Source organism: Actinoplanes italicus (assembly GCF_003001815.1).
Taxonomy (GTDB): Bacteria; Actinomycetota; Actinomycetes; order Mycobacteriales; family Micromonosporaceae; genus Actinoplanes; species Actinoplanes italicus.
Genome location: NZ_PVMZ01000007.1, coordinates 204,032 through 229,821 on the forward strand (window position 1 = coordinate 204,032; position 25,790 = coordinate 229,821).

Consider the following 25,790-nt stretch of genomic DNA (forward strand, 5'->3'; position numbering starts at 1 on the left):
GTCGTCAGCCCGCGCGGCTGACGACCGGCAGGTGGGCCATCATGCTGCGGCCCCGGCCGCCCTCCTTGGCCCGGTAGAGCGCCGCGTCGGCGGCCTTCTGCAGGTCGTCGGTGGCCTGGGCGTGGTCGGGCGCGACCGCGATGCCGATGCTGAGGCTGGGTGGCCCGCAGGGCAGGCCGGTGGTGTCCCGGACGCGGGTCCGGACGTGTTCGACGTAGCGGACGGCCGCGTAGGGCGCGGCGCGGAGCAGGACCGCGAACTCGTCGCCGCCGAGGCGGGCGACCATGTTTTCGCGGTCCTCGGCGGCGCCGCGGAGGGCGTCGGCGACGGTACGCAAGGCGAGGTCCCCGACGGCGTGTCCCCACGTGTCGTTGATCGTCTTGAAGTGGTCGACGTCGATCATGATGAGGGCCAGCGGGTGGTCGGGTCCGACGTCGCCGGCCATCCGGTCGAGTTCGGCGTCGAAGGCCCGCCTGTTGGCCACGCCGGTCAGCGAGTCGGAGGTGGCCTGGGCCTCGAGGACGGCGCGCAGCCGGTCGTTGCGTTCGCGCAGGCCGGCGACGACGACGCCGGTCATCGCCATGGCCACGGTGATCGCGATCCAGTCGAGCAGCGCCTGGCCGCCCTCCTGGTACTGGAAGGCGGTGATCGCGTGCCCGGCGGAGATCTGGGCGACGGTGCCGGCGATGAACCTGCGGTTGAGGAACATCGCGGCGTAGAGCAGTGGCCACAGGTAGAAGAGTTGCGGCCCCATCGTCGCGTCCCGGGTCGCCACGTTGAGCGCGGTGATCACACCAGCGCCCGCGAACGGGACGATCAGCCAGAACAGCCGGGGCATCGCTGCCGGGCGGCGCAGGCAGGCCAGGCCGACGACGAACAGGACCACCGAGGTGACGCCGAGGGCGATGAGCTCGGGCAGCGGGTCGCCGAACTTCATCAGAACACCGGTGACGAAGTTGTACGGCGCGGCGGCCAGCATCAGGTAGGCGACGGCACGGGCGGCGCCGTGCAAATCGCGCAACTGATGCGCCAAGGTATTCTCCTCCGGGTCCGGTCCGAAACCTTCATTCGGTTCGGCTGGCCTTCTCCTGAGGTCTTACCCCGTGCACGGTGGGTCTCACTCCGGGTGCTATTCGGTACGCAACGCGACCACCGGGTCGAGGCGGCCGGCCCGCTGGGCGGGGACCACGCCGAACACGATCCCGACGGCCGCGGACACGCCGAAGGCGAGCGTCATCGACCACCAGGTGAGGGCGGCCGGCACCGGGCTGAGCCCGTCGACGAGCAGCGCGGTGCCAGCGCCGAGAGCCATGCCGAGGATCCCGCCGGTGGTGGTCAGCAGGACCGCCTCGAGCAGGAACTGGACGCCGATGTCGCGGGGCCGGGCACCGACGGCCTTGCGCAGACCGATCTCCTTCGTCCGCTCACGGACCGAGACGAGCATGATGTTGGAGACGCCGACGCCACCGACGAGCAGACTGATACCGGCGATGGCCGCGAGCACGCCGGTGAGCACGCCGAGGATGTCGCCGAGCACGCCGAGGATCTGCTCCTGGGTGACGGCCGAGAAGTCGGTGTCCGGGTGGCGTTCGGCGAGGGTCGCGACGACGGCGTCGGAGAGTTCGCCGATGCGTTCCCGGTCGGGGGCGCGGATCGCGATGCCGTCGATGCGTTCGGTGCCGAGCAGGCGCTGCGCGGCGGTGACCGGTACGTGCACCTCGCCGTCCCGATCGACGCCGAGGCTCTGGCCGAGCGGCTCGAAAACGCCGATCACCCGGAACCGGACACCGCCGATGGTGATCTGCCGGCCGATCGGGTCCCGGTCGCCGAACAGGTCACGGGCCGTCCCGGCGCCGAGCACCGCGACCCGGCGGCCGGTGCTGACGTCGGTCCTGGTCAGGTAGGTGCCCCGGTCGAGGTTGCGGACGAAGACGGTCGGCGTGGTCTCGAGGACGCCCTGCATGCTGGCGAAGCGGGTGCGTGAGCCGGCGCGTACCGTCTCGCCCGACGCGATGGTGACCGCGACCCGCGTCCGGTCGCCGACCACCCGGTTGATCGCGTCGATGTCGTCGAGGGTGAGCGGTGACGAGGTGGGCGCCGACCCGGCCTCGATCCGGCCCGGCACGACAAGCAGCAGGTTCGAGCCGAGTCCCTCGACCTGATTCTCGATCTGCTGCTTGGTGCCGGTGCCGATGGCGACCAGGGCCACCACCGCGGCCACCCCGATGATCACGCCGAGCATGGTGAGCATGCTGCGCAGCCGGTTGGCGCGCAGCGCTTCGAGGGCGACCCGCCAGGCCTCAGCCAGCCGCACTGATCAGCCCGTCCTTCATCACGATCTGCCGGTGGGCACGGGCCGCCACGTCCCGGTCGTGGGTGACGAGCACGACGGCGACCCCGTCGGCGTTGAGCGATTCGAGCAGGGCCAGGACGGACTGGCCGGTGGCCGAGTCGAGGTTGCCGGTCGGTTCGTCGGCGAGCAGCACGGACGGGCCGGTGACCAGGGCGCGGGCGATGGCGACGCGCTGTTGTTCGCCACCGGACATCTGGTTGGGGCGGTGGGTGACGCGGTGCGCGAGGCCGACGCGTCCGAGCATGGCGGCGGCGCGTTCCCGGCGTTCGCGGCGGCCGATCCCGCGGTAGACCAGCGGCAGGCCGACGTTGTCCTGCGCGGTGGTGCGGGCCAGCAGGTGGAAGCTCTGGAAGACGAACCCGATGGTGGTGTTGCGCAGTTCGGCCATCTCGTCGGGGGTGAGCTTGCTGACGTCGCGGCCGCCGATCAGCAGGGTCCCGCCGGTCGGCCGGTCGAGCCCGCCGAGCAGGTGCATCAGCGTCGACTTGCCGGAGCCGGAGGTGCCGACGATGGCCACGTAGTCACCGGCTTCGACGGTCAGGGACACGCCGCGCAGCGCGGGCACCGAGACGCCGTCGAGCTCGTAGGTGCGGCTGACGTCGTCGGCGACGATCGCGGCGGTCACGGGGCCTCGTCGCCGGCCGCGACCTGGTCGGCGCCGGCGACCACGACCCTCTCCCCCGCGCCGACGCCGGAGACGATCTGCACGGTGTCCTCGCCCTGCACGCCGAGGCGTACGGGCACCGCGGTGTAGCGGCCGTCCCGGACCGCCCAGACCGTGTCGCGGCCGTCGGTGCTGACCACGGCCGACGCCGGGACGGTCACGGCACTGGTCGCCTGCCGCACCTTCAGCCGGATGACCGCGCTCATGCCGGGCCGTGGGTTGGGCGCGGCCTCGCCGCTGTCCGGGTACGAGCCCTCGCCGAGTTCGAGGCGGACCTTGTACGAGACGCCGCCGCGGGCCGAGGTGGTGGGGAGCAGGTCGACGGCCTTGACGGTGGCCGGGTAGAGGGCGCCGGGTGCGGCGTCGAGTTCGATGTCGGCGGCGACGCCCGCCTCGACGAGCAGCACGTCCGTCTCGTCGACCTCGGCGGAGAGCCCGAGCCGCGCGGTGTCGACGACGGTCACCACCGGGGTACCGGCCGCCACGTAGCCGCCCTCGGGGACGGCGGCGTCGACGCCGGGCGCGGCACCGCCGGAGCCGGTCGGGACCTGCCCACCCTCGAGGAGCCCGGCCAGGGAGCTGCCGCCGCTCTGCGCCGGGCCGCCGAGCTGCACCACCCCGGCGACGGGCGCCTTGAGGGTCAGCGCCTCCACGGCCGCGTCGGCGAGTTCGTACGCCTGCTCGGCCTGAAGTCTCTGGGCCGCGGAGAGGGTGCCCATGGCCCGCGACAGCGAGTTGACGCCCCGCTGCACCGACCGCAGCGCCGCCGCGGAGGCGTCCGAGGCGGTCTCGTAGTTGCGTTCGGCCGCGTCGACCTGGTCGGTGAGTGCCTTGCGGACCTGCGGGTCGGCGATCTTCTTCGCCGCGGCGCGGGCCTGCTCGAACGCGTCGGCGGCCTGCTTGTCGGTGCGATGGCGGACGGCGGTGAACTCGGCCGTCCCGCCGACGCTCACCCCGGAGCCGGACGGCGCCTTCTCGACGGCGTCGCGGGCGGCGTCGCGGCGCCGGGTCAGCTCGGGCGAGTCGATGACGGCGAGGACGTCACCCTTGCGGACCTGCTGCCCGGGTTCGGCATACAGCTCGCGGAGGGTGCCGGCGGCGGGCGCGGTCAGGGTCGCGGCGGTGCGGGCGGTCACCGCGCCGGGCGCCTCGACGATCTCGTCGACCGTGCCGACCTCGGCGTTGCCGAGCCGGACCGGGTTCTCCTGGTCGTCGCAGGAGGCCGCGGTCAGTGGCAGGAGCACCAGGACACCGGCGGCGATGATCACTGCACGTGAGCGGGCGCGATACACAGCCGCCACTCTAGCCCGATCTACCATCCAGCCTCGCCGATGGCGGCGCAACGGAGCGGGCCGCCCCTCGGTGAGGGACGGCCCGCTCGCTGGTGAAGCTGTTCGGATCAGGTGCCGGGACGACGCCCGATGACCTTCACCGTCATGCCGATCTTGCCGATGCTCCAGTACTTCTTGGCGTCGGACTCGAGCAGGTTCACGCAGCCGTGCGACCCGCGCCACTTGTCGTGGATGTAGGTCGTGGTCTGGTGGAAGCCGCGCCCGCCGATGAAGCGCTGCCAGTACGGCAGCCACACCTCGTACGGGTCGGACCATTCCTTCTTCGTCCGCTTATTGATCTTGAAGGTGCCCGCCGGGGTCCGGTAACCCTTGTACCCGGTACGGGTGATCGTCGGGGTGACGAACACCTTGCCGTTCTTCATGACCCACGTCGTCTGGTTGGTCAGATCGACGCAGAAGGTGATGCCGGTCTTCTTGGCCTTGCAGGCCGCCGTCTTCGTCGCCGCCAGTCGCTTGGCCACGTCGAAGGTCGTCGGTCCCGCCAGGCCCTTGGCCGGCTGGATGCCGAAACGCTTCTGGAACTTCACGATCGCGGCACAGTCGGCGGGCGACTGCTTGCCGTCGACCGTCACGGTGCCGTAGCCACCCAGCTTCTTCAGGTAGCCCTCGACCTGCTTCTGGTACTTGCCGGTCGCACACGACGCGGCGGCCGCCTTGGTGACCACCGTGGTGCTCACTGCCGCGGCCGCCGGCGCGGACGCACCGGCGCTCGCCGGCGTCAGCGCGATAGCGCCGAGACCGCCACCCACCAGCGCCGCCATCGTGGCGCCGGCGAGGCGAGCGGAAACCCGTCCCCTTGCCAAAGTGATCCTCCCCAGGACTGATTGGTCCGCACATCGAAGCACAGCCGTCTCACCTGTGGAGGCCCGGAGGGACCGGTGACACGAAACCGGTATGCCATCGGCATCCGGGTGCACCGGCTTGAGGGGATCTCAGCTACGGGGCGTGGCGAAATCCTGCACCCAGTAGGGCGTCTTGTCCGAGGCCAGGGCCAGCCCGACGCCCATCTGGTCGAGCTGGCAGTCCAGGATGTTCTCCCGGTGGCCCGGGCTGTTCATCCAGTCGTTCATCACCTCGTACGGGCTGTCCTGGCCCTTGGCGATGTTCTCGCCGTAGCGGCGCCAGACGTAGCCCGCGTCGGTCACCCGCTCGCCGGCCCGGTCGCCGCGCGGTGACTCGTGGTCGAAGTAGTCGCGCCGGGCCATGTCGGCGGCGTGCCGGTTCGCCGCCTCGATCAACCGCCGGTCCAGCGTGATCGGATCGCAGCCGGCCGTCCGGCGGTTGCGGTTGACCAGGGCGAGAACCTGCTGCTGCACCGGCGCCTGCAGGCCGGGCGAGACCGAGGAGGCGGTGATGGCGGTACGCGACGCGACGATCGGATCACCGTCGGGTGCCGCGTCGGCGGCACGGGGTGCGGGCTGCACCGCCCGCGAAGGCTCGGCCGGCGGCGAAGTGGTGCGGACGGCCGCCGGGGTCGCGGGCGGGCGCGGCGCGCCACCCCACCCCGTCTGCGGGTCGTCCTGATGACTCAGCAGCGCCGGGTCCCCGTACAACCGCCGGAGGTCCGCCTTTGCCGTTGCCGTGGTGTCCGGTGTGTCCGGTGGCTCGTGTGCCAGCGCGCGAGCGGCGCAGCCACTCGAGACCAGCGTCACGGCAGCCAGGCCGAGCACTACCAGAGGTTTCCGCATGTCCCCGTCGATCCCCTTGTTCCACCGCGCCCCGGCCGCTCCGGGGCGCTCACCGGTAGACCAACGGGGCGGCCAGCGGAAACGCAACGGAGACCGGATCACGGGTGTCGCACAAGCGCACAGGATTCCGGCGTTCTTCCACCTATCGGGGTAATCCACACAGGCGCATTCCGCCGTCCGGCCGGTGGTCCCGGCCTCGGGCGGGCCGTCGCTACGGTTTCGCGGTGCGTAATCGATACCTGGACACGCTTCGTGCCGCCGCGATCGTCCGGGTCGTCGTGTACCACCATTTCGGCTGGGCCTGGCTGTCCGTGGTGTTCCCGGCGATGGGCGTGATGTTCGCGGTCGCCGGGTCGCTGACGGCGGCCTCGCTGGACCGGCGCGCGGCCCGTCCGGTCGTCGTCTCCCGCCTGCGCAGGCTGCTCCCTCCGGTCTGGCTGCTCGGCCTGATGGCGGTGCCGGCGATGCTCGGGGCCGGGTGGGCCGCCGAGACCGACGGGCAGCACCCGTTCCGGCCGGCCGAACTCGGGTTCTGGCTGCTGCCGCTGGGCGACCCACCGGGCAGCGACGCGGCCGCCTTCGTCTGGGACGCGCTCTGGTACGTCCGCACCTACCTGTGGCTCGTCCTGCTGTCGCCGCTGCTGTATCCGCTGTTCAAGAAGATCGGGTGGCCGCTGCTGGCGGTCCCGCTGCTCGGCATGGCGATGCTGGAGCACGGCGACTTCGGCATGCCCGCCCCGGTCGAGTCGGCGCTCTGGGACCTGACCACGTACGGGGCGTGCTGGCTGGCCGGGTTCGCGCACCGCGACGGCCGGTTGCGCCGGCTGCACCCCGCCCTGACCGTCCTGGCCGCGTGCGCGCTCGGCGGCCTGGGGTTGTACTGGCTGGTCCAGGGACACGCCGAGGTCGGCTGGGATCTCAACGAGGCGTCCGAGGCGCAGGCCGTCTACTCGCTCGCGGCGGTGCTGCTCCTGCTGCGCTGGGAGCCCGCCTCCGATCCCCTGGCCCGGCTGCGGCCGGTGGCGAACCTGGTGTCCGGGCTCAACTCCCGCGCCGTGACGATCTACCTGTGGCACGGGGTGGCGATCGCCGCGGTCTGGCCCGTGCTCGAACGTACCGGCCTGGATGATCTCGGCCGTTTCGAGGACTTCGCGACCCTGGCGGTGACCGCCGCGCTGACAGCGGTGCTGGTGGCGATGTTCGGCTGGGCCGAGGACCTGGCCGCGGGCCGGCGACCACGGTTGTGGCCCGCGACGCCCGCGGCTCCGCCGTCGGCTCCGGCTCCGGCTTCGCCTTCGGCTCCGCCTTCGGCTTCGGCTTCGAGTTCGGCTTCGCCGAGGCACGCGGCTCCCCCGGCGCCTGCGCCACGTAGGGCGGAGCGGCTCCCGGCGGGCTGGCCGGAGACGCCGCGCGAGGCGCTGTCCGACCGGGAGGTCGCCACCCAGCGGATCACGCCGCACCGGCTCGCCCGGGACATGCCGGTGGCGGGAAGGCCCCCGGCGGCGGCCGGTGGCGGTGCGCCGCACACCGGGCCGCAGGGCGCTCCGTGGGCCGGATACGCCCCGCCCACCCAGCCCGGCGGGCATCCGCTGCCGCTGCGCTTCACCGGCCACGACGACGCCACCTGAGCAGGCCGGTCCGGCGCGCGGAGGGCGGCCGCGCGCCGGGCCGGCCGACCGGCGTACACCGGAATGCCGTGAATGCCAGATAGCGAGCGAAGCTCACAAAACGGTGGTTAGCCTGAGGCAGTGGGGGGGCGGCCTGGCGGTGTTCTGGCTCCGGCGCTGGACGCCGGAGTCGTCGCGTTGGTGTTCCGCGCCGGTCCGTTCTACTGCGCTCTCCCTCTCGGCGAGGTCATCGAGACCATGCGCCCGCTGGAGACGCGGGCACTGGCCGGCACACCACCGTACGTCCGCGGCCTGACCATCCTGCGCGGCGCCCCGGCCCCCGTGATCGACATGCCGCGCCTGCTGACCGGCGTCGAGACGACCGTGGACCGGTACGTCGCGGTCCGTGCCGGACGCGGGCCGATCGTCTGCGCCACCGGCGAGGTCCTCGGCGTGCGGGAGGTCCACGTGGAACCGCCCGAGGGCCCGGCCGCCGTGCTGGCCGGGGTGTCGCGGACGCTGATCGCCGCCGTCGGCACGCTCGGCACCGAGCCGCTGCTGCTCCTGCACAGCATCGCCGCCGTGCCGGACGAGGTGTGGGAGGCAGCCGGTCAGACGCCACCGGAGAACCCGTCATGATCGGCGCGGCGTCCCTGACCCGCTTCCGGGAGCTGCTGCAGAGACGGCTCGGCTGGACGTTCGCCGACCACGACCTCGGGCAGACCGCCGAGGTGCTGACCGCCCGGGCCAGGGCGCACGGGCTGAACGAGCGGGAGTATCTCGACCGGCTCGCCGGCCGCCGGTGGACCACCGAGACCGCCGAGCTGGCACAGGCGCTGAGCATCACCGAGACGTACTTCTTCCGGCACTCCGAACAGTTCCGGGTGCTGAACGAACGGGCGCTGCCCGAACTCCTGGAAGCGCGGGCCGGGCAGCGGGTGCTGCGGTTGCTCTCTGTCGGCTGCTCGTCCGGCGAGGAGGCGTACTCGCTGGCGATCGCGGCGGTCCGGGCCCGCCCCGGCCCGGACTGGATCGTGACGGTCACCGGCGTCGACGCCAACCGTGAGATGCTGCGCCGGGCCCGGACCGCGGCCTACTCGCCGTGGTCGCTGCGGGACACGCCGGAGGACGTACGCCGTCGCTGGTTCCGCCGGACCGCCGACGGCTTCCGGGTGGCCGACGAGATCGTGTCGGCGGTCCGGTTCGTCGAGCACAACGTCGCCACCGACGACCCGCAACTGTGGCATCCGGCCGGTTACGACGTCATCTTCTGCCGCAACCTGCTGATGTACCTGACCGAGGAGGTGCGAGCCGACCTGATCCGGCGGATGACCCGGGCGCTCGCCGACGGCGGATTCCTGTTCCTGGGACACACAGACTCGCTGGGCAGCCGGCCGGAAGGGCTCGAGCTGTGCCACTCCGACGGGACCGTCTACTACCGCCGGCAGGCTCCCGCCCGGACACCCGAACCCTCTCCGGCACCACGGCTGACCGTCGCGGCACCGGCCGCCGCCCCGAGGCGGCCGGCCGGAGCGGACCCGCTGCAGCGGGCGCTCGCCCTGATGCGCGAGGACCGCTTCGCCGACGCCCTGGACGCGATCGGCACCCGTGACGTGCTGCCGCGCGGGGTGCTGCTGGCCCAGGTCGGCCGGATCGACGAGGCGCGCGACACCGCGCACCGGCTGCTGCACACCGGCGGGCCGCAGGCCGACGCGCACCACCTGCTCGGCGTCTGCCACGAGCTGGACTGCGCGGAGAAGGCGGTCGGGCAGTACCGGCTGGCCGCCTATCTGGATCCGCGGTTCGCGATGCCGCGGCTGCGGATGGGGCTGCTGGCCCGGCGGCGCGGCGACGATCGCGGCGCGGCCGAGCATCTGGAGGCCGCGACGGAACTGCTGACCACCGAGGACGAGGACCGGATCGTGCTGTTCGGCGGCGGTTTCGGGCGGCTCGCGCTGACCATGCTGTGCCGCACCGAACTGGACTCCTGCGGGGTACGGCGATGAGCAGGGTCAGCGTGGCCGACCGGGTGGCCCGGCTGCGCGACGACTTCGACCGGTCGTTCGCCGACCCCGCCCGGGTCCTGGACGGCGAGATGGTGGAGCTGCTCGCGGTACGGGCCGGTGGCCGGCCGTACGCGATCCGCCTGGACCAGTGCTCCGGCCTGCACCCCGACCGGCCGGTGACCGCGCTGCCCACCACGGTCCGGGCGCTGATCGGCGTGGCCGGGTTCGCCGGCACCGTGGTCCCGGTGTACGACCTCGCCGGCCTGCTGGCCCACCCGGTGCCGCAGCGACCCCGCTGGCTGCTGCTCACCACCGGCGAACCGCCGCTGGCGCTCGCCTTCCACGAGCTGGACCGCCACCTGCGGGTGCCGGTCACCGACGTGATCGGCGGCTCGGCCGACGGCGACCGGAAGGGCTGTCTGCGCGGGATGGTCCGGCTGCCGGACGGCGACCGGCCGATCGTGGACGTCACGGCCGCCCGTGCACTCGTACACCAGTTGGCCGGACACCGGCCCGTCCCCGAGGAGACCCGATGATGGCCGGACGCACGTACGGCGGGAAACTGGCGGTCGGTGTCGCCATCACCGTCCTGCTCACCCTGCTGACCATCGCGATCTCGGTGGCCGGTCTGGCCGTCGTGGTCTCCGCCAAGGACTCGGCCATCACGTCGGCGACCGAGGACCTGGCCGGCGCCGAGGAGCTGAGCCGGCTCATGGAGATGCGGATCGCCGATTACCGCAACTATCTGCTCGACGGCAGGCCGGAGAACTCCCGGCTGACCGAGGAACACCACCAGGACTTCCGGCGCAAGCTCGATGAGCTGCAGCGCGGCATCTCCGACACCGCCTCCCAGGAGATGCTCACCAAGATCCGCGGCCTGAACGAACGGCATGCCGCCGCGAGCGCCGAGATGATGACCGAGCGAGCGGTCAACAACGACATCGTCGCGATCACCCGGATCAACGACACCAAGGTCGTCCCTGTCCGCACGCAGCTGCAGCAGGCCCTGGCCGAACTCATCGTGCGGGTCCGCAACGACGTCGACCGTGACCGGCAGGAGTCCTCGACCCGGGCCAATCAGGCCATCGGGCTGGTCATCGGGCTGGGGGTGCTGACCGCGATCAGCGCCGTCCTGGTCGCCCTGCGGCTGAGCCGGGACCTCAAGCGCGAGGTGGGCGCCGCGGTCGGTCACATCCAGAGTTCGTCGGCGCAGCTGGAGGCGGCCGCCGCGCAGCAGGTCAACGGCGGCCGCGACCAGGCCAGCGCGATGAGCGAGATCACCACCACGATCAGCGAGCTGCTGATCACGTCCCGGCAGATCGCCGAGAGCGCCCAGCGGGTGTCGAAGATCGCCGAGGAGACCGAGGCCGCGGCGCGGGCCGGGGACGCCACCATCGACCAGACCCGCAGCTCGATCGGCACGATCCGCTCCCAGGTCGACCAGATCGTCCAGCACATGCTCGCGCTCGGCGAGAAGTCGCAGCAGATCGGCCAGGTCGTGGACCTGGTGTCGGAGCTGGCCGAGCAGACCAACATCCTGGCCATCAACGCCACCATCGAGGCCAGCGGTGCCGGCGAGTGGGGCCGGCGGTTCGCGGTGGTGGCCGAGGAGATCCGGAAACTCGCCGACCGTACGGCCGCCTCGGCCAAGGAGATCCGCACACTGATCGAGGACGTCCGGGGCGCCGTCAACACCACCGTGATGGCCACCGAGATCGGGGCGAAGGCGGTCGACGCCGGCGCGCGTAAGTTCGACGACGCCACCAACTCGTTCCGGGAGATCGCCCAGCTGGTCTCCACCACCAACGACGCCACCCGGGAGATCGAGCTGTCCACCAAGCAGCAGACCACGGCGGTCGAGCAGGTCAACGTGGCCGCCTCGGACACGGCACGGGTGTCGCGGGAGACCGAGGCCAGCGCGGTGCAGACCAGGCAGACAGCCGCTCACCTCTCGACGCTCTCCAGTGACCTGCTGGAGATGGTCGGCACCGGGCGTCACTGATGGCCGAAGGGGGCCGGGATCCGCTGCGCTATTTCCGGATCGAGGCGCGTGAGCTGATCGACCAGATCTCGGCCGGGGTGCTCGACCTGGACCAGCGGGCCGGACCGGAGCCGGTGGCCCGGCTGCTGCGGTTCGCGCACACGCTCAAGGGCGCGGCCCGGGTGGTGCGGCAGAAGGACATCGCCGACCGGGCGCACGCGTTCGAGGAGGTCCTGGTCCCGCACCGCACCGACGAGGGGTCGCTGGCCGCCGAGGAGATGCGCGAGCTGCTGCGCCTCAACGACGAGATCGCGTCGTACGTCTCCGCGCTGGAGAAGCCCGCCGAGCCGGAGAAGGCGGCGGCGCCACCCGACGTTCCGGCGCCCGAGAGCGATCCGGAACCGGCCGAGGCCGCCACCCACCGGGCCTCCACCCGGGACCTGGACGAGCTGCTGGACGCGATCGGCGAGACCAACGCCCGGATGGCGCCGCTGCGCACCGGGTGCTCCACCGTCGAACGTCTGCACCGGTCGGCGGTGAACCTCGCCGACCAGCTGCGTCTGGACCGGGCCGGCACCACGACGGCGGCGCGGGCCGCGGCCGAACGGCTCGCCGGGGAACTGGGCTCGGCCGGGCGCCGGTTCACCGACGCGGTCGACCAGATCGAACGGGAACTCGACGACGTCCGGGCCAAGGCCGAAGGGCTGCGGCTGGTGCCGGTCGGTTCGGTGTTCACCACGCTGCGCCGGGCGGTCCGGGACGCCGCCGACAGCGAGGGCAGAAGGGTCCGGTTCGTCTCCCGCGGTGCCGGGATCCGGATGGGCGCGCACCTGCTCGGGCCGGTCAGCGGCGCTTTCCTGCACGTGGTGCGCAACGCGGTGGTGCACGGGATCGAGCCGGAGGACGTCCGGCTGGCCGCCGGTAAACCGGCCGAGGGGACGATCACCCTGGAGGTGGAACGGCGGGGACGGCATGCGGTGTTCCGCTGCGTCGACGACGGCCGCGGCTTCGATCTGGAGGCGCTGCGCAGCACCGCGCTGGCGCGGGGCCTGCTTCCGTCCGGTGGACGGCCGCCGGACACCGACGAGTTGCTGCGGCTCGTGCTCCAGGGCGGGATCAGCACGTCGCCGTCGGTCACCGAGGTCTCCGGGCGGGGCATCGGCATGGACGCGGTCCGCGAGGTCGCCGTCCAGCTGCAGGGTGAGGTCGCGGTCCGCAGCGAGCCCGGCCGGGGCGCCACGGTCGAGCTGGTCATCCCGCTGGCGCTACTGGCGATGACCGGGCTGATCGTCGAGGCCGGCGGCACCGTGGCGACCCTGCCGCTGGACGCGGTCCGCGCCTGTGTCCGGCTGAGTCCCGAGGAGGTCACGGCCGCCGCCGCCAGCGGCCGGCTGGTCCACGAGGACAGTGCCGCGCCCTTTCTGCCGCTGGCCGAGGCGCTCTACACGGGGTCGACCGTGCCGGACTCCCCCGGCATCGGCGCCGCGGTGGTGATCAACGGCGACAACGGGGTGTTCGCGATCGGTGTGGACCGGCTGGCCGGCACGTCGGCGCTGGTCGCCCGGCCGCTGCCGGACCTGGCCCCGGCAGCGCCGGTGATCGGCAGCGTCGCGGTCGACGCGGACGGCAACCCTCGGCTGGTGCTGGACCCGCTGGGGCTGGCCGACGAGGTGCTGCGCAACCTGCGCGGCGGTGACCGGACGGCGGCCCCGGCGGTGGCCGAGCCGCTGCCCATCCTCGTCGTCGACGACTCGCTGACCACCCGGATGCTGGAACGCAGCATCCTCGAGTCGGCCGGTTACGAGGTGGACCTGGCCGCCTCCGGCGAGGAGGGGCTGGAGAGGGCGGCGGCCCGCTCGTACGGCCTGTTCCTCACCGACATCGACATGCCCGGCATCGACGGCTTCACCTTCGTCGAACGGACCCGCGCCGACCCGAAGCTGGCGACTGTCCCGGCGATCCTGGTCAGCTCCCGGGCCAGCGCCGCCGACCGGGACCGCGGCCGGGCGGCCGGGGCCAGCGCCTACGTCGTCAAAGGCGAGTTCGACCAGGAGCAACTCCTCGAGCACATCAGGCGGCTGGTGGTTCGGACATGACCGACTGCACCGAGCGGCAGCCACCGCAACACGCCGCAGGCGAGGGCCGGCAGGGCACGGCCCAGGGGGCGCAGACATGACAAGGGTCTTGATCGTCGAGGACTCCGCGACCATGCGCCATCACCTCCGGGAGGCGCTCACCGCGGATCCCCAGCTCCAGATCGTCGGCGAGGCGGCCGACGGGGAACGGGCCGTGCAGCTGGCCGGACGGCTGCGCCCCGACGTGATCACGATGGACATGATGCTGCCCGGCATCAGCGGACTCGCCGCGACCGAACAGATCATGGCCGAGCACCCGACGCCGATCCTCGTGGTGTCGTCGGCCGACCGGGAGGAGCTGTTCAGCACGTACAACGCGCTGGCCGCGGGCGCGGTCGACGTGATGGAGAAGCCGCGCGGCGACGACTCGGACGCCGACTGGGCGGTGCGGCTGCGTACCTCGGTGCGCATGGTGGCCCGGATCCGGGTGATCACGCACCCGCGGGCCCGGCTGGACCGCCGGGTCACCGCTTCCCCGCCGCCGCCGGCGCCGCCTGTCCCGGTGCCGCTGCCCGCCACCGGCCGCCTGAACGTGGTCACGGTCGGCGCCTCCACCGGCGGACCGGCCGCGCTCACCGAGTTCCTTCGCGGCCTGCCGCCGAGTTTCCCGACCCCGGTGCTGGCGGTGCAGCACATCGCGGCCAGCGAACAGTTCGCGGTCGCCTTCTCCGACTGGCTGGGTGGGCAGACCGGCCGGGACGTGCGGTACGCCGTCGACGGCTCCCCGGTCGCGCGGGGCGCCGGGCGGATCCTGCTGGCGCCGCCGGACCGGCACCTGTTCGTCCGCGACGGGCTGCTCCGCCTCAGCGCCGGCCCGCCCCGCCACTCCTGCCGGCCGTCGGTGGACGTGCTGTTCGAGTCGGTGGCCGAGGAGTTCGGCCCGGCCGCCGCCGGCTGCCTGCTCACCGGGATGGGCCGTGACGGCGCGGCCGGGCTGCTGCAGATGCGCGACCGTGGTGCGGTCACGTTCGCCCAGGACGAGGGGAGCTGCACCGTCTACGGGATGCCGCGGGAGGCGGCCCTGCTCGGGGCCGCCGTGCACGTGCTGCCGCCCGGCCGGATGGCCGCCCGGGTCGCCGAGCTGCACACCGCGGCGGTGCGCCGATGACACCGACCGTGCTGATCGTCGATGACAGCCTGACCGTGCGGATGGACCTGCACGAGGCGTTCTCCGATGACGGGTTCGCCACCATCCTGTGCGCCAACGGGGCGGAGGCCCGGACCGCGTTCAGCGACGCCCGCTTCGACGCGGCGGTGCTGGACGTGCTGCTGCCCGACGCCGACGGCCTGGAACTGCTCACCGAGCTGCGGCGCGATCCCGGCCGCAGCGGGGTGGTGACGATGCTGCTGTCCAGCGAGAGCGAGGTCACCGACCGGCTGGCCGGGCTGCGTACCGGCGCCGACGAGTACGTGGGGAAGCCCTACGACGCGGGGTACGTGGTGGCGCGTACCCGCCAGCTGCTCGGTGAGACCCCGGACCGGGCCGCCGACCGCACCACCGTCCTGGTCATCGACGACAGCATGACGTTCCGGGAGAAGCTGCGTGAGCTGCTGGAACCGGAGGGGTACGCGGTGCTGACCGCCCCCGGCGGCGAGGAGGGCCTGCGGATGGCCGCCGACCGGCGGCCGCACGCGGTGATCGTCGACGGGGTGATGCCGGGCATCGACGGCGCCACCGTGATCCGCCGGATCCGTCTCGACCCGGCGCTGCGCGACACGCCGTGCCTGCTGATGACGGCGGCCGACGACTACGCCACCGAGATGCAGATGCTCGACGCCGGCGCCGACGCGTTCGTCCGCAAGCAGCAGGATCTCGCGGTGGTGCTGGCGAAACTGGCCGCGGTGCTGCGGCAGAGCGCCGAGCAACTGCCGATCGAGGCGCTCGGTGTGCCGCACGGGCCGGGCAAGGTGCTGATGGTCGGCTCCGCGCGCAACCACCTCGACCACTGGGCCGACGCGCTGCGCGCCGACGGTTACGACATCGTGCAGGCCTCCGGCATCGACGACACCCTCGACCTGCTCGCCGCGCAGCCGGTCGACTGCATCGTGATCAGCATCGGCGACGACATCGACCGGGCCCGGGAGGACTGCCGCCGGCTGCGGGAGGTGCCGCTGGTCGGTGACCTGCCGGTGGTGATGACCGGCGCCGAGGAACGGATGCTGGACTGCCTGGCGGCCGGCGCCGACGACTACGTACGCGACACCGACGTGCCCGAGGGGCTGCGGGTGCACGTACGCGCCCAGATCCGCCGCAAGCAGTCGCACGACGACGCGCGCCGGATCCGCGAGGAGCTGATGCGCCGGGAGCTGGACGCGGCCGAGGAACGGGCGGCCCGGCAGCTGGCCGAGACGCGGGCGGCGCTGGTCGAGGAGCTGGAGTGGCGCAACCGGGAGCTGGAGGCGTTCTCCGGGTCGGTGTCCCACGACCTGCGCGGCCCGCTCCAGGTGATCAGCAGTTTCGCCGAGCACATGCTGGAGGAGGACGAGGAGCCGCTCGGCGAGAAGACCCGCTATCGCCTCACCCGGGTGCACGCGGCGGCGATGCGGATGGCCGAGCTGGTCGAGTCGCTGCTGATCCTGGCCCGCGCCAGCCGCGGCGAGCTGCGCCGGGCGAGGTTCGACATGACGGCGACGGCCCGCCAGGTGATCAGTGACGTCGCGGCCCGCGATCCGGAGCGGCAGGTCACCTTCACGGTACGGGAGTCGATGACCGCCGACGGCGACGAGGGCCTGGTCCGGGTCATCCTGGAGAACCTGATCAACAACGCGGTGAAGTTCACCCGCAAGGTGGCCGACCCGGTCGTCGAGGTGGGCGCCGAGGACGACCGCTTCTACGTGCGCGACAACGGCGCCGGATTCCCCGCCGAGCAGGCCGACCAGCTGTTCCGGCCGTTCGCCCGGCTGCACGACGCGCGTGACTTCCCGGGCACCGGGATCGGGCTGACCACCGTGCACCGGGCGGTGGAACGGCACGGCGGCGAGATCCGGGCGGAGGGCGGGGAGGGCCGGGGCGCGACGTTCTGGTTCACGCTGCCGCCGTCCGCTGACGTCACCGGTCCGGACCGGCGGGCGAACCCGCGCCGGTCCGGGTGAGAACTCAGCGGATGTAGGCGAGCCCGTCGGAGACCACGGTCGGGCGGCCGGAGGTGCCGGCCACCACGATCACGACGGTGTGCTTCTTGACCGACGTCGACGACACCCACAGCGCCTGGCGGTACCTGGTGGCTCCGGAGCGGGTGTCGATGGTGGCGACCTTCCGGCCGTCCAGGTAGACGTACGCCTTGCCGGTCTTGGTCCCCCGTGAGAAGAGCAGCGCCGCCGACCGGCCGGTGAACGTGTAGGTCAGCTTCGCGTTCTTCTTGGCCGAGGTCAGGGCCTTGCCGCCGAGGTACGACTTGCTCTGCCGCGAGCTCCAGGTGCCGGTCTTCTTGGCGGAGGTCTCGGCGGACAGCACCACGGTCCGCGACATGGACGCGGCCCGGGTGTTGCCGGCCGTGTCCTTGGCCGTGACGGTCCAGGTGGCGGCGCCGGGGCGGACCGTGGTGGTCCAGCTGCCGACCGGGCCGAGGTTCGCGGCGCGGGGGCGGCTCACCGTGTATCCGGCGAGTTTGACGTTGTCGGTGCCGGTGAGGCCGAGCCGGACCGGCACCGAGGTGGTGCTGTAGGTGCCGCTGACCAGGTCGAGCGGCAGCACGGCCCGATAGGTGGGTGCCGTGGTGTCGCCGTGGATGGTGACGCCGACCCGCGCCGTGGTGCCGGAGGTGTGCACGGCCAGCACGGTGACGGTGTGCGCGCCGGCGGGGATGTCCACCTTCGCGCCGGTCGCGGTGCCGGGCTGGGTGCCGACCACCTTGCCGTCGAGGTAGACGTCGAACCGGGCGATGTCGGTGGCGGTGTTGGCGACCGCCCAGGTGAGCCAGGCGGCGGTCTTCACGTAGTAGGCGCCGCCGGAGTAGCCGCCGCCGGCGACCTTGGTGAGCGTCATCCCGGTGACCATCTGCTGTGACCTGGCGCGGATGTCGGGCAGGCGGGCGTCGAGGCTGGCGCCGGGGCAAAGGGTCGCGTCGGCCTCACGGTGCCCGGCCAGCCGCGGGATCGTGATCTTCTCGTCCTTGGCCAGCTTGCCGTTGGCCACGCCGGCCGCGAAGGTGGCCCGGCTGGTCGGGTTGAGGCCGTATTTACCGAGGCGGGCGGCACCGACCTGGGCGAGGATCGTCTCGATCGCCGCGTTGGAGGCCGCGGTCTCGAAGTTGCCGATCACCGCGATCGCGGCGTAACCGGTGTTGAATCCGACCGTGGCGGCGGGGGCGATGGCGTTCTCCACGCCGCCCCGGCGGCCCTCGAAGAGCCGCCCGCACTTGTCGACCATGTAGTTGTAGCCGAGGTCGGACAGGCCCTTGACCTTGACGTCGTTGCTCTGGATGCTGCGCACGATCGCCGCCGACTCGGAGCAGTCGTAGTCGTTGCTGGTGCCGGTGTGGTGCACCCAGACCGCGTTGACCACCTTGGCGTCGGTGACGCTGCCGACGATCGTCTCGTCGGCGCTCCACGCCTTGCGCGTGAAGTAGCTCGGGAACTGCGCCTTCACCGGCACGGTCGACGTCGGCTCCGGGACCGGTCCGGTGGACGCGGCCTGGGCGGGCGCCACCTGCTGAATCACCGAGTCGGCGCCGGCCGCGGGGTCCTCCGCGACCGGGACCGGGGTCTCCTCGACGACCGCCGGCTCGGCGACGGGCTCTTCGGTGACGTCCTCGACCGGGCCGTCGCCCTCGATCGGCTCCTCGTCGCCGGGGGCCGGGACGGCCGGCTCGGGAGAGACGGAGGCCGACGGGTCCGCCGAGGCGCTGGGCGAGGGCTCGCCGGCGCCGCGGCCGCCGGTCTTCTCGGTGCCCGGGTCGATCAGGTCGAGCCGCAGCCCGGCCGGGAGGCCGTTCTGCTTCCCGGCGATCCGGACGGCCACGCCGTCGGACGGGCCCGCCCAGAGGGGCTCGGTGGCACCCCGGCGGCCGGAGGCGGACGCCTCGGCGCCGTCCGGGCCGGTGTCCGACTTCTCGAGCTCCTGCCAGCCGGTCCACCTGCCGGAGGCGACGCCGCGGGTGCGCACCTCGATGGTCCCGTCCGGCTCGGCGGCCGGGTCCGACCAGCTGATGCCGAGCAGGCTGAACCGTTTCGTGTCCCGCTGGGCGATCTCGGCCCGGCCACCGCTGGGCTTCAGGTCGAGGCTGTTCAGCTCGGTGCGGATCCGCGGGGGTGCGGGGCTGGGGTCCGGCGGCAGCTCGGCCGGTGCGATGACGGGCGCGGCCCCCGCCGGTGTGCCCGCCGACGGCCAGGTCAGGACGGCGACGCCGCCCCCGGCCGCGAGCACGGCGACCGCCGTGCCGATACCCATCGCCAGCTTGCGCTGCATCCCCGTGTCCCCCGCGGTGATCGACAGTCCTGGGGGCGTGACCCTACCGGACGATCGCCGCGAGGTGCTGTCCGGCTGTGCCGCACCGCTGTCTCAACGCGGCTGAGACAGCGGTGTGGCACAGCCGGGGGCTTACTCGGTGCCGAGGGCGGTCACCGGGCTCACGCGGGCGGCCTTGCGGGCCGGCATCACGCCGGCCAGCGCGGTCAGGAGCACGAGGACCACGAAGACCGCGACGAGCTGCCACACCGGCAGGGTGAGCGGCGCGTCCAGGCCGATGGCGGAGACGGCGAGCCAGGCGTACGGAACACCCAGCACCACCCCGAGCACGGCGCCGATCAGGCCGTACAGGGCCGATTCGGTGGTGAGCATCCCGCGCAGCCCGCCGCGCGACATGCCGACCGCGCGCAGCAGCCCCGACTCGCGGGCCCGCTCGACGACCGACAGCGCCGTCGTCGCGCCGACACCGACGACCGCGATCAGCACGGTCAGGCTGATCAGGGCCAGCGCGATCAGCATCAGCACGCCGAGCTGCTGGTCGACCGCGTCACGCTGGTCGGCGAGCACCTCGACCCGGGCCTCCGAGCCGGCGCCGATCGTGCCCTGCAGCGCCCGCAGTGCCGTGGTGCGGCCGTCCTCACCGGCCGTGGCGGCGTCGGCGAGCAGGCCGGTCGGCGCGGCGGGCGCGCCCAGGGCGGTCAGGTCGGCCCGGTCGAGCAGGACCTCGGTCCGCAGCGGGGTGGGACCGCCGAGGACGGCGGCGACCGTCACGCGTACCTGCTTGCCCTTGGCCGAGACGGTGACCTGGTCACCGGTCTGCAGTCCCACGTATCCGGCGACGACCGCCCGGCCGGGCGCGAGATCCGCCACCGACCCGGACTTGACGTCCAGCTCGGACAGGCTCGGCAGCGCGGTGGTCGACAGGTCGGTCGCGTTGCCGCCCTCCAGGTCGCCGACCTTGACGTCGACCACCCGGCGGTACGGGGTGACGCGGGTCAGCTCGGTGAGGCCGGCGGCCTTCTCGGCGAGCCCGGCCGGCAGGGTGCCGTCCGGTGCGCCTTCCAGCTGGAAGTCGGCCGGTGCCGCGGCGACCGCCTCCCGGTTGGCGAGCACCCGGATCGAGTCACCGCCGACCAGCACCCCGGTGACCAGGGTGACGCCGAGCGCGACCACGACCGACACCGCCGCCGCGCGGCGGGCGCTGCCGCCGACGCCGCCGACCGCGAGCCGCCCGACCGGGCCGAGCAGCCGCAGCGGCCGGCCGGCGACCGCGAGGACCGGCCGGACCAGCAGCGGACCGAGCGCGATCAGGGCGATGAAGGCGAGCGCGCCCGAGCCGACGACGCTGAGCAGCATCTGCTCGGCGGGGTAGTTCTGCTCCTGCGGGCCCGGCAGGCTCGTCCACACCAGAGCGGCGAGGCCGCCGGCGGCCAGGGCGAAAAGCAGCCCGGTGATCATCCGCAGCAGTCCGATGCCCTGCTTGGCACCACTGGTCGCGGCTGACCGCAGCGCCTCCAGCGGCGCGACCCGGGAGGCGGAGAACGCCGGTGCCAGGACGGCCACGACGGTGATCAGGACGGCCAGCAGCACGGTGCCGGCGGCCTGCGCCAGCGGCAGGCCGGGGCTGGAGATCTCCACGCCGAACGCCGACAGCACGACCGGGATCAGATGGCCGAGGGCCAGCGCGCCGAGCACACCGGTGACCCCGGCGAGCAGGCCGGTTAGTGCACCCTCGAGGGCCAGTGCCCGGGCCAGGGCGCCCCGGCCGGCGCCGACCGCGCGGAGCAGGGCGAGCTGCCGCATCCGCTGCGCGAAGACGATCCGGAAGGTGGAGGCGGCGATCAGCCCGGCCGCCGCCACGGCGACCGCCACGAAGACGCGCACCACGATGAAGAGCTGCTCGACCTGGGAGGCGGCGTCGATGGCCTCCTGTTCCCGGACCTCCGGCCCGGCGACGATCAGGGGCGCGCCCTCGCCCGCGACCAGGGGCTCGATGCGCTCCCGCACGGACTGCGGGTCGGCTCCGGCGTCGAGGCGGATCTCGAGCCGGTCGATGTACTCGGTGCCGGTCGCCGCCGTCACCGTGTCGAGCGACCCGTACGACAGGAAGCCGACGTCGTCGCGGGTCTCGGCCACGCCGACGACGGTGAGCGTGATCGGCTTGCCACCCTCGGGCTGGACCGGGATCTTCGAGCCGATCGGCAGGCCCATCCGTTCCACGGTCCGGGGCGTGACCGCGATCTCGCCGGTCGCGGCCGGGAAGCGGCCCTCGGTGACCTTGACGGTGCTCAGCGGCCCGCTGCCCGGATCGGTGCTGACGACGAGGTATCCCGGGCCGAGCTGGAAGCCGTTCTCGGCACGGGCCACCACCTCGGCGACCCCCGGCAGGCCCTCGACCGCGGTGATGTCCTTCCTGGCGATCTCACCGCTCATCACCACCAGGTCGGTGGCCTCCGGCGTGCCGCTGAGGCCGTTGAGCACGCTGCGCTCGGTGATCTGCTGGGCCAGCACGGTCGCGTAGACGACGAACGACGCGACCAGCACCGCGAGCCCGGTGAGCAGCATCCGGGCCGGCCGGCGGCTGACACCGGCGAGCTGAGTGCGCAGAACGGTGTTCATCGACCGGCCGCCAGATTCTGCAGGGCATCGGTGACCGAGGCGATGTCCGGGTTCTGGATCTCTCCGGCCAGCCGGCCGTCGGCGAGCATGACGACCCGGTCGGCGTACGCGGCGGCGCCCGGATCGTGGGTGACCATGACGATGGTCTGTCCCAGGTCGCGGGCCGAGTTCTGGAGCAGGGCCAGGACCTCGGCGCCGGACCGGGAGTCGAGGTTGCCGGTCGGCTCGTCGGCGAAGACCACCTCGGGCCGCGAGACCAGGGCCCGGGCCAGCGCGACCCGCTGCTGCTGGCCGCCGGAGAGCTCGGCGGGCAGGTGGTTGAGCCGTCCGGAAAGGCCGAGCGTGGTGATCAGCCGGTCCTGGAACTCACGATCCGGCTTGCGGCCGGCCAGGTCGAGCGGCAGCGTGATGTTGGCGGCCGCGGTGAGCTGCGGCAGCAGGTTGAACGACTGGAACACGAACCCGATCCGCTCCCGGCGGGCCTTGGTGAGCACCTTGTCCGGCTGGGTGGTCAGGTCGGTGCCGCCGAGCAGCACCTGCCCGGAGGTGGCGGTGTCGAGACCGGCGAGGCAGTGCATGAGCGTGGACTTGCCGGAACCGGACGGGCCCATGATGGCGGTGAACCGGCCGCGTTCGAAGCCCACGGTGACGCCGTCGAGCGCCCGGACCGCGGTGTCGCCGGCGCCGTACACCTTCACCAGATCGACGGCCGCGACGGCCGCCAGGCTCTCGTGCCCGGCGACGTTCCCGCGCCCGGAGACGGGTGAGGACTGCCTCTGCATGAATGCTCCAAGCTAGCTGTGAATCGGACCTGACGGATATTGGTCGATCGATGCAACCTCGCGCATCCGCCCGCTGTCGGGGATGCGGGTCTAACTTTCGGCCGATGGAGACCGGCCCCGGTCCGCCTACGCTGGGTGACGATGATGAACCTCGCCCTGCTCCGGCTGGGTCAGCTCGCGGCCTTCCTCGCGCTGGCCTTCCTCGGCATTCTCGACGTACAGGGCGGCCTGGCCTCGGACTCGGTGGAGATGGCGCTGTGGCGGGTGGCCGCCGCGGTGGCCGCGGCGGCGGTCTGGTTACCGGCGCATCGGCAGGACTCGGTGTTCCTGCCCCGGGCCGGGATCGTCCTCGGCCTGCACTCGCTGTTCCTGACCGCGGTCGTGTTCCTGACCGCGCCGGAGCAGTCGCTGTGGGGGCTGGCCGAGTCGGCGGCGCTGCTCGGGGTGCTGATGGTGGTGGCGCGCCGGGGCCGGGCGGTGTGGGCCGTCCCGGCGGTGGCGCTGCTGCTGGCGGCGGTGGCCGGGGTCCCGCTGCGGACCGGTCTGGGGGACGCCCAGGGGGTGGTGTTCGGGCTGGTCCAGGCGCTGGCCGGGGCGGCCGCGATCGGGGTCGGTGTCTATCTGCGGACGCTGGAGGGCAACCGGCAGCGGGCGGTCGACGCGGTCCGCGCCGAGCAGCGCGCCGAGTTCGCCCGCGACCTGCACGACTTCATCGCCCACCACGTGACCGGGATCGTGGTGCAGGCGCAGGGTGCCCGGTTCGTGGCCGAGCAGGACCCGAAGCGGGTGCTGCTGGCCCTGGAGCAGATCGAGCAGGCGGGCGCCGAGACGATGGCGTCGATGCGGCGGATGGTCGGTGTGCTGCGTGACCCGCAGTCGCGGCCGGACGCGCCGCTCGCCCCGGTGGCCGGGGTGTCCGACCTGGAGACGCTGGTCGGGCAGTTCACGGCGGCCGGCGGGCCGCCGGCGGGGCTGCACGTGGAAGGCGACATGGCGGGACTTCCGGTGGAGGTCTCGACGTCGGCCTACCGGGTGGTGATGGAGGCTCTCACGAATATCCGCCAGCACGCTCCGGAGGCGTCGGTGGTGGGTGTCTGGCTCGCCCGTACACCCGCGCAGTTGATGGTCAGGGTGACCAACGACGGACCCGCCGCCCGGACACCCGCCGTCCCGCACCGCCCGGGGTACGGTCTCGTCGGCCTCGCCGAACGGGTCCGCACCGTGGGCGGGTGGATCACGGCGGGGCCGGGCGTCGCCGGCGGATGGGTCGTCGACGCCGTGTTGCCGCTGGAGTGGAGCGAGTCTTGATAAAGGTTCTCATCGCCGACGACCAGGCCATGGTCCGCACCGGGTTTGGCATGATCATCGGGGCGCAGCCGGACATGGAGGTGGTCGGCGAGGCGGCCGACGGGGTGGAGGCGGTCGCCGAGGCGCGGCGGCTCAAGCCCGACGTGGCGCTGATGGACATCCGGATGCCGCGGATGGACGGGCTGCAGGCGCTGCGGCTGCTGGCCGGACCGGAGGTGCCCGACCCGGTGAAGGTGGTCGTGGTGACCACGTTCGACCTGGACGAGTACGTGCACGAGGCGCTGCTCGGCGGCGCGGCCGGGTTCCTGCTCAAGGACTCCGGCCCGGCGCTGCTGGTGGAGGCGGTCCGCGCGGCCGCCTCCGGAGACGCGCTGATCAGCCCGTCGATCACGGTCCGGCTGCTGCAGCACCTGTCGAAGCCGGCGCCCGCGAGCGGCGACGGCGGACTGTCCCCCCGTGAGCTGGAGGTGGTCCGCCTGACCGCCCGCGGTCAGACCAACGCGGAGATCGCCCGTGAGCTGTTCATCTCGGTCGGGACCGTGAAGACGCATCTCGGCAGCATCCACGCCAAGCTCGGCACCCGGAACCGGGTGGAGATCGCGGCGTGGGCCTGGGAACGACGGCTGATCAGCTGATCACCCGGCTGCGCAGCTGCCCTTTGGTCAGCAGCGCGGCCACCGGCGGCTCGGCCGGCTCGGCGGGCCGGAACAGGTTGCGGGCCGCCTGCTTGGCCGGGCCGAGCCGGTGCCGGGCGATCAGCCGGGCGTCCGAGCGCATCCGGGTGCTGCGCGGCACCGGGACCGACGGCTGGTAGCCGAACTTGGCGAGCCGGTCGCCGAACGTGTCCTCGCAGCGGCGCAGCTCCTCCTCGGTGAGCCGGGTACGCCAGCTCTGGATCCGCTCGGTGGTGGGCGCCTTGTGGGTGAGGGTGTGCCACGTCTTGTACTCCGGCACGGCCACCGACGCGAGCTTGTTCGGCGTGCTCATGGCCGGGTCGTAGTCCTCCTCCAGGAACTCGCACATCCTCCGCAGGTGCGGTTCCGGGTCGGCGACCAGGTCCTCGTAGCGCACCTGGAAGTAGACGTCCTTCGGGTACCGGCGTGCGGCCAGCAGCGAGGCGTCGGCCGACTTGGTCCAGTAGTCGATCAGCGTGTCGAATTCGGACGGCTTCCACGGCGTCTCCTTGAGCGACGCCACGCAGTCCCGTCCGTCCCGCATGATGTTGATGATCTGCGCGTCCGGGAAGAGCCTCAGAATGGTCGTCAGGTGCCGCAGGTAGAGGGGCCGTTTGTCGCCCCAGCGGGCTTTGCCGAACCGTTGCGAATACATCCGGAAGACGATCCCGAAGGCGGAGCCGATCGTCGGCGGACCGGCCACGATGGCCTCCACCGTCTCGTCGGTGTCCAGGCCCAGGTCCTCGAACTGGAGACTCTCCACGATGAACCGGGCGAGCTCGTGGCGCCGGGCCGGGTCGGTGAGGTCACCGAACTCGGCGCGCTTGGAGTAGGCCGCCAGGAGGAAGCGGGTCTCCGGCGGTAGCGCGATCCGGGGGTGCGCGTGCAGCATGAGCTGGAGCATCGTCGTGCCGGACCGGGGACAGCCGACGACGAAGATCGGGCGGTCAGAGGACATGCCGACCACCGTAGAAGCACCCCGTGGGGTTTGTCGTCCCCAGCGCTGTCATGTCGCTCCTTTCCCAGGTCTTCCCTACGATCTTGAAGACTTGGCAAAGATTTCGCAAAAACCCTGTGCTTCCAAGTGGTGTCGGCTGTTCGCTGGCTGTGAGTTGACTGGCAGTTTGCCAACTGCGCAACAAAGGTTATCCGACCGATACACAAAGGCCCTGGTCAGAGCCGATCAAACCGGGAGGCCGGTCCGGCTTGCGGAC

General features: G+C 72.7%; 19 protein-coding genes and 1 pseudogene. 10 read left to right on the plus strand and 10 right to left on the minus strand.

Features of this window, described 5'->3' with window-relative positions; genetic code table 11:
* Nucleotides 1–4: 4 nt before the first annotated feature.
* From CLV67_RS19025 to CLV67_RS19050, 6 genes and pseudogenes are all read right to left on the minus strand, one after another.
* Complete coding sequence (locus CLV67_RS19025) at nt 5–1,033, minus strand: GGDEF domain-containing protein (RefSeq protein ID WP_106320152.1); 1,029 nt, start codon at nt 1,031–1,033, stop codon at nt 5–7.
* Nucleotides 1,034–1,129: 96 nt separating this feature from the next.
* A complete protein-coding gene (locus tag CLV67_RS19030; RefSeq protein ID WP_106320154.1) occupies nt 1,130–2,314 on the minus strand; it encodes an ABC transporter permease in 1,185 nt (394 codons plus the stop codon).
* Nucleotides 2,310–2,978, minus strand: a pseudogene (locus CLV67_RS19035) (ABC transporter ATP-binding protein); the annotation flags it as partial. The gene CLV67_RS19030 and the pseudogene CLV67_RS19035, both read right to left, overlap by 5 nt.
* Nucleotides 2,975–4,309 (minus strand): efflux RND transporter periplasmic adaptor subunit, encoded by a 1,335-nt coding sequence (locus tag CLV67_RS19040; protein WP_239166404.1) that lies wholly within the window; start codon nt 4,307–4,309, stop codon nt 2,975–2,977. The gene CLV67_RS19040 and the pseudogene CLV67_RS19035, both read right to left, overlap by 4 nt.
* A gap of 107 nt (nt 4,310–4,416) precedes the next feature.
* On the minus strand, nt 4,417–5,130 hold the full coding sequence (locus tag CLV67_RS19045; protein ID WP_106320160.1) for a L,D-transpeptidase family protein: 714 nt from the start codon (nt 5,128–5,130) through the stop codon (nt 4,417–4,419).
* Between the two features lie 171 nt (nt 5,131–5,301).
* Nucleotides 5,302–6,057, minus strand: a complete 756-nt coding sequence (locus tag CLV67_RS19050) for a CAP domain-containing protein (RefSeq protein ID WP_106320162.1) — start codon at nt 6,055–6,057, stop codon at nt 5,302–5,304.
* A 224-nt stretch (nt 6,058–6,281) separates the two neighbouring features.
* Between CLV67_RS19050 and CLV67_RS19055 the strand changes: the two genes are divergently transcribed.
* The 8 genes from CLV67_RS19055 to CLV67_RS19090 all read left to right on the plus strand — a co-directional run bounded on the left by CLV67_RS19055 (nt 6,282) and on the right by CLV67_RS19090 (nt 16,879).
* Nucleotides 6,282–7,685 (plus strand): acyltransferase family protein, encoded by a 1,404-nt coding sequence (locus CLV67_RS19055; RefSeq protein WP_106320164.1) that lies wholly within the window; start codon nt 6,282–6,284, stop codon nt 7,683–7,685.
* A 120-nt stretch (nt 7,686–7,805) separates the two neighbouring features.
* Nucleotides 7,806–8,303 (plus strand): chemotaxis protein CheW, encoded by a 498-nt coding sequence (locus CLV67_RS19060; protein WP_239166405.1) that lies wholly within the window; start codon nt 7,806–7,808, stop codon nt 8,301–8,303.
* A complete protein-coding gene (locus CLV67_RS19065; protein WP_106320166.1) occupies nt 8,300–9,670 on the plus strand; it encodes a CheR family methyltransferase in 1,371 nt (456 codons plus the stop codon). Before CLV67_RS19060 ends, CLV67_RS19065 begins: the two co-directional genes overlap by 4 nt.
* Nucleotides 9,667–10,206, plus strand: coding sequence for a chemotaxis protein CheW (locus tag CLV67_RS19070; protein ID WP_106320168.1), 540 nt, complete (start codon nt 9,667–9,669; stop codon nt 10,204–10,206). The genes CLV67_RS19065 and CLV67_RS19070 overlap by 4 nt, the downstream gene beginning before the upstream one ends.
* On the plus strand, nt 10,203–11,672 hold the full coding sequence (locus CLV67_RS19075) for a methyl-accepting chemotaxis protein (RefSeq protein WP_106320170.1): 1,470 nt from the start codon (nt 10,203–10,205) through the stop codon (nt 11,670–11,672). The genes CLV67_RS19070 and CLV67_RS19075 overlap by 4 nt, the downstream gene beginning before the upstream one ends.
* Entirely contained in the window at nt 11,672–13,747 is a 2,076-nt protein-coding gene (locus tag CLV67_RS19080; protein WP_106320172.1) for a hybrid sensor histidine kinase/response regulator, read from the plus strand. The genes CLV67_RS19075 and CLV67_RS19080 overlap by 1 nt, the downstream gene beginning before the upstream one ends.
* Nucleotides 13,748–13,823: 76 nt before the next feature.
* Complete coding sequence (gene cheB, locus CLV67_RS19085; RefSeq protein WP_106320174.1) at nt 13,824–14,894, plus strand: chemotaxis-specific protein-glutamate methyltransferase CheB; 1,071 nt, start codon at nt 13,824–13,826, stop codon at nt 14,892–14,894.
* Nucleotides 14,891–16,879 (plus strand): response regulator, encoded by a 1,989-nt coding sequence (locus CLV67_RS19090; protein ID WP_106320176.1) that lies wholly within the window; start codon nt 14,891–14,893, stop codon nt 16,877–16,879. The genes cheB and CLV67_RS19090 overlap by 4 nt, the downstream gene beginning before the upstream one ends.
* Nucleotides 16,880–16,883: 4 nt before the next feature.
* Here the strand turns inward: CLV67_RS19090 and CLV67_RS19095 are convergent, their stop codons facing one another.
* The 3 genes from CLV67_RS19095 to CLV67_RS19105 form a co-directional block, all read right to left on the minus strand.
* Nucleotides 16,884–19,193, minus strand: a complete 2,310-nt coding sequence (locus CLV67_RS19095) for an N-acetylmuramoyl-L-alanine amidase (protein WP_106320178.1) — start codon at nt 19,191–19,193, stop codon at nt 16,884–16,886.
* Nucleotides 19,194–19,325: 132 nt separating this feature from the next.
* On the minus strand, nt 19,326–21,812 hold the full coding sequence (locus tag CLV67_RS19100) for an FtsX-like permease family protein (RefSeq protein WP_106320180.1): 2,487 nt from the start codon (nt 21,810–21,812) through the stop codon (nt 19,326–19,328).
* Entirely contained in the window at nt 21,809–22,594 is a 786-nt protein-coding gene (locus tag CLV67_RS19105) for an ABC transporter ATP-binding protein (RefSeq protein ID WP_106320182.1), read from the minus strand. Before CLV67_RS19105 ends, CLV67_RS19100 begins: the two co-directional genes overlap by 4 nt.
* 141 nt (nt 22,595–22,735) lie before the next feature.
* Between CLV67_RS19105 and CLV67_RS19110 the strand changes: the two genes are divergently transcribed.
* Nucleotides 22,736–23,902 (plus strand): sensor histidine kinase, encoded by a 1,167-nt coding sequence (locus CLV67_RS19110; RefSeq protein WP_239166406.1) that lies wholly within the window; start codon nt 22,736–22,738, stop codon nt 23,900–23,902.
* Nucleotides 23,899–24,537, plus strand: coding sequence for a response regulator (locus tag CLV67_RS19115; RefSeq protein WP_106320184.1), 639 nt, complete (start codon nt 23,899–23,901; stop codon nt 24,535–24,537). The genes CLV67_RS19110 and CLV67_RS19115 overlap by 4 nt, the downstream gene beginning before the upstream one ends.
* Here the strand turns inward: CLV67_RS19115 and CLV67_RS19120 are convergent.
* Nucleotides 24,530–25,534 carry a sulfotransferase family protein gene (locus CLV67_RS19120; protein ID WP_106320186.1) on the minus strand — a complete coding sequence of 335 codons (1,005 nt, stop codon included), beginning with the start codon at nt 25,532–25,534 and terminating at the stop codon, nt 24,530–24,532. The two genes, CLV67_RS19115 and CLV67_RS19120, sit on opposite strands and share 8 nt — an antisense overlap.
* Nucleotides 25,535–25,790 lie beyond the last annotated feature (256 nt).